This window comes from Streptomyces aurantiacus JA 4570, from assembly GCF_000414115.1.
GTDB lineage: Bacteria > Actinomycetota > Actinomycetes > Streptomycetales > Streptomycetaceae > Streptomyces > Streptomyces aurantiacus_A.
In genome coordinates, this window is sequence record NZ_AOPZ01000405.1 from 1 (window position 1) to 4,152 (window position 4,152).

The following is a 4,152-nucleotide window of genomic DNA, read 5'->3' on the forward strand; positions in this document are numbered from 1 at the left end:
ACCGCCGGGGCGGCGAAGGTGTTAGCCCGCCCGGCGTTTGAGGGCGAGGCGCGGAGCGCCGACAAGGGGGCGAGGGGCGAAGCCCCAGACGGGCGCGGGGGGCACGGGCTGCGGCCCGTTATCCTTGGGGGGTCCCCTCGTCCGAGCACCGTCAAGGCTGGAGCACCGCGTGCGCGTAGATCTGCACAGCCACTCCACCGCCTCCGACGGCACGGACACCCCCGCGGAGCTGGTCCGCAACGCGGCCGCCGCCGGGCTCGACGTGGTCGCGCTGACCGACCACGACACGACCCGCGGCCACGCCGAGGCGATCGCCGCGCTCCCGCCCGGCCTCACCCTCGTCACCGGCGCCGAGCTGTCCTGCCGCCTCGACGGCATCGGGATGCACATGCTGGCGTACCTCTTCGACCCCGACGAGCCGGAGCTGGCCCGCGAGCGCGAACTCGTCCGCGACGACCGCGTGCCGCGCGCGCAGACGATGGTCCGCAAGCTCCAGGAACTCGGCGTCCCCGTCACCTGGGAACAGGTCGCGCGCATCGCGGGCGACGGCTCCGTCGGCCGCCCGCACGTCGCGGAGGCGCTGGTCGAGCTCGGCGTCGTACCGACCGTGTCGGACGCCTTCACGCCCGCCTGGCTCGCCGACGGCGGCCGGGCCTACGCCGAGAAGCACGAGCTCGACCCCTTCGACGCGATCCGCCTGGTCAAGGCCGCGGGCGGCGTCACCGTCTTCGCGCACCCGGCCGCCGCCCAGCGCGGCAAGGTCGTCCCCGAGTCGGCGATAGCCGAACTGGCCGCCGCGGGCCTCGACGGCATCGAGGTCGACCACCCGGAACAGCTGGCGTACGCGCCCGAGTCGGGCCCCCGGCTGCGCGGCCTCGCCGCCGACCTGGGCCTGCTCGTCACCGGGTCGAGCGACTACCACGGCACCCGCAAGACATGCGTGCTCGGGGAGTACACCACCGACCCCGAGATCTACGGCGAGATCACCCGCCGGGCCACGGGCGCCTTCCCGGTGCCGGGCGCGGGCGGGGCCCCGGCCGCGTAACGCGCACCACCGCGCGCCCTGACCCGCTTCGCTCCGTACGACCCTCTTCTGCAAGGCCATCACTGTGTTCGACGTCGCTGTCTTCGGATCCCTCTTTCTCACCCTTTTTGTCATCATGGATCCCCCTGGGATCACGCCGATCTTCCTCGGGCTCACCGCGGGCCGCCCCGCCAAGGTCCAGAAGAAAATGGCCTTCCAGGCGGTGTGCGTGGCCCTCGGGGTCATCACCGTCTTCGGCATCGTCGGCCAGCAGATCCTCGACTATCTGCACGTCTCCACGCAGGCCCTGATGATCGCGGGTGGCCTGCTGCTGCTCCTGGTCGCCCTCGACCTGCTCACCGGCAAGAACGACGAGCCGACGCAGACCAAGGACGTGAACGTCGCCCTGGTGCCGCTCGGCATGCCGCTGCTCGCCGGGCCGGGCGCGATCGTGCAGGTGATCCTGGCCGTGCAGCACGCCGACGGCATGGAGCAGGTCTCGGTATGGGCGGCGATTCTCGCCATCCACGTGGTGCTGTTCCTGGCGATGCGCTTCTCGCTGCTGATCATCCGCGTCATCAAGGACGGCGGCGTGGTGCTCGTGACGCGGCTCGCCGGGATGATGCTGTCGGCGATCGCGGTGCAGCAGATCATCAACGGCGTGACACAGGTGATCCGCGGCGGTTGAGCCGATCGGGTGCCCCCGTCACGCACAGAGCCCTGTACGACACCGGACGATCCGGTCTCGTACAGGGCTCTGAAGTGTGTGATGAGGCCGATCGGCGCCGTTATGAGGCCGAGGCGTCGGCCGGACGGATGTAGAGGCGCTGCCCTATGGCTGCGGCTTGCTGCACGATCCGGTTGACGGAGGCGGCGTCCACGACGGTCGTGTCCACGGCCGTGCCGTCGACGTCGTCGAGTCGCATGATTTCGAAGCGCATGGGCTTCTCCCTTCGTCTGGTGATCCTCCTGAAGGAGAACTGCTTGCTACATACGGGTTCAACGGCTTGACCCGTTCAAACATTCCCTACGCTAAGGAAAATTTTCGCGAGGCTAATGAACACCCTGTTTCGTGACTGTATCGCGGCTGGTTGTGTTCGCTGAGTAACGACTACCGGTTGTGCCTGCCGAGTGACGGACGGGACAATGCGTTCCGTATGGACATGGACGAGACCATTGACGAGACCGGCGGCATCAGCGCCCGCCTCGAGCGCACCAACGGACTGCTCGAGCGCATGCTCGCCGAGGTGGCGAAGACCCCGTCCACCCACGCGATCTTCGTGGACGCCGGCTATCTGTACGCGGCCGCCGGGCGCCTCGCCGCGGGCACCGAGGACCGGCGCGCCTTCGACCTCGACGCCGAAGGGCTGATCGAAGCGCTGATCGACAAGGCGCGCACGATCTTCGCGGACAGCCGCCTGCTGCGCGTGTACTGGTACGACGGCGCGAGACGCCGCATCCACACCTCGGAGCAGCAGGCGATCGCGGAACTCCCCGACGTCAAGGTGCGCCTGGGCAACCTCAACGCCAACAACCAGCAGAAGGGCGTCGACTCGCTGATCCGGTCCGACCTGGAGTCCCTGGCGCGGCACCGCGCCATCAGCGACGCGGCGCTGATCGGCGGCGACGAGGACCTGGTGTCGGCGGTCGAGGCGGCGCAGGGGTACGGCGCGCGCGTGCACCTGTGGGGCATCGACGCGCCGGACGGCCGCAATCAGGCCGAGCCGCTGCTGTGGGAGGTCGACAGCCAGCGCACCTTCGACGCGGACTTCTTCAAGCCGTTCGTCACGCGCCGCCCCACCGTGCCGTACGAGGGCCTGTCGGCGGCGGCCCGGCCCTCACGGGACGACGTGCGCTTCGTCGGCGCCCAGATCTCCGCGAAATGGCTCGCGGCGCGGGGCCGGGAGGCGCTGGTGGGCCTGCTGCCCGGCCACCCCTACCTGCCCGGCTCGGTCGACCAGGAACTCCTCGTGGAGGCGGAGCGGCTGCTCGACTACTCGCTGCGGGGCCAGTCGGACCTGCGGCGGGTGCTGCGGGACGGATTCTGGGACCACTTGCAGCAGTGCTACTGAGGCGCGAGTGAGTCCCAGAAGGCGGCCAGGGCGGCGGCGGTCTCCGACGGGCGGTCGGTGTTGGGGGAGTGCTCCGCGCCGGTGATCACGGTGCGGTGGGCGTCGAGGCGGCGCGCCATCTCGTCGAGGAGCGGTACGGGCCAGGTGTCGTCGCGTACGCCGGAGACGACGTGCTTGGGCAGGGGGAGGGCGGCGAGCGCGTCGACGCGGTCCGGCTCGCCGCACAACTGCTTGCCGGTGGCGATGAGTTGGGCCGGGTTGTTGCGCAGCCAGCGGGCCCGCAGTTCGGCACCGTCGATGTCGGCGTCCTCGGGCGGGCCCATCGCCTGCATCGCGTTCCACACCACGTCCATGGGGTGGGTGGCGAGGGCGTCCGTGAGGAGCTTGGCGCGGATCTGCTGGGACGGGGCGACATGGGCCGGGCCCGAGGACATCAGGGTGAGCGAGGCGAAGGTGGCGGGCGCGAGGAGGGCGGCGGCGCGGGCGACGAGACCGCCGAGGGAGTGGCCGAGCAGGTGCGCGGGCCCGTCCCCGGGCTCGCGCACCGCCGCCGCCTGGGCGAGCACATCACTCGCCAACTCGGCCTGGGCGTAAGCCGATTCGTCGTCCGGACCGTCGGACTCGTACTGCCCCCGGCCGTCGATGGACACCGTGCGGTACCCGGCGGCGGCGAGGGGCCGGAGCAGGGCGATGAAGTCCTCCTTGCTCCCGGTGAACCCCGGCAGCAGCAGGGCGGTGCCCTTGACCTCGCCGGTCGGCCGGGTGTCGAGGACGGCGAAGTCGCCGCGGGCGGTACGCAGACGGTACGCGAGGGTGCCTTCGGGCGGGGTGAAGGTGGGCGGCCTACTCATGCCGCCCGAGGTTACTGGCCCCTGGGCCTTGGGCCGAGGGTGCCCTGCCGCACGCTGCACCGACACCGTCGGCGTGGGGCGTGCTCCCTCCGGGCCGCAGACGCCGACGAGGCCGCTGCCATCGAGGCGACGAGGGTGCCGGGTGGGCCGTGGCCGACGGTGACGCCGCACGCCCCCCGCTGAGCCTCAACGGGTGGGCGGGTGG

General features: G+C 71.2%; 5 protein-coding genes. 3 read left to right on the forward strand and 2 right to left on the reverse strand.

Annotated features, from left to right (window positions below; all coding sequences use genetic code 11):
- Window positions 1–169 precede the first annotated feature (169 nt).
- Entirely contained in the window at window positions 170–1,045 is an 876-nt protein-coding gene (locus tag STRAU_RS31875) for a PHP domain-containing protein (RefSeq protein ID WP_016644536.1), read from the forward strand.
- Window positions 1,046–1,109: 64 nt separating this feature from the next.
- Complete coding sequence (locus STRAU_RS31880) at window positions 1,110–1,712, forward strand: MarC family protein (RefSeq protein WP_016644537.1); 603 nt, start codon at window positions 1,110–1,112, stop codon at window positions 1,710–1,712.
- Window positions 1,713–1,812: 100 nt separating this feature from the next.
- Here the strand turns inward: STRAU_RS31880 and STRAU_RS43165 are convergent, their stop codons facing one another.
- A complete protein-coding gene (locus STRAU_RS43165) occupies window positions 1,813–1,965 on the reverse strand; it encodes a hypothetical protein (RefSeq protein WP_016644538.1) in 153 nt (50 codons plus the stop codon).
- Window positions 1,966–2,181: 216 nt separating this feature from the next.
- Between STRAU_RS43165 and STRAU_RS31885 the strand changes: the two genes are divergently transcribed.
- Window positions 2,182–3,096 (forward strand): NYN domain-containing protein, encoded by a 915-nt coding sequence (locus STRAU_RS31885; RefSeq protein ID WP_016644539.1) that lies wholly within the window; start codon window positions 2,182–2,184, stop codon window positions 3,094–3,096.
- Here the strand turns inward: STRAU_RS31885 and STRAU_RS31890 are convergent.
- A complete protein-coding gene (locus tag STRAU_RS31890) occupies window positions 3,090–3,947 on the reverse strand; it encodes an alpha/beta fold hydrolase (RefSeq protein WP_016644540.1) in 858 nt (285 codons plus the stop codon). The two genes, STRAU_RS31885 and STRAU_RS31890, sit on opposite strands and share 7 nt — an antisense overlap.
- Window positions 3,948–4,152: the final 205 nt, after the last annotated feature.

Excerpts from the sequence above, each read along its gene's own strand:
- STRAU_RS31885 (WP_016644539.1), top strand. The coding sequence starts at position 2,182 with ATGGACATGGACGAGACCATTGACGAGACCGGCGGCATCAGCGCCCGC.
- STRAU_RS43165 (WP_016644538.1), bottom strand. The coding sequence starts at position 1,965 with ATGCGCTTCGAAATCATGCGACTCGACGACGTCGACGGCACGGCCGTG.
- STRAU_RS31890 (WP_016644540.1), bottom strand. The coding sequence starts at position 3,947 with ATGAGTAGGCCGCCCACCTTCACCCCGCCCGAAGGCACCCTCGCGTAC.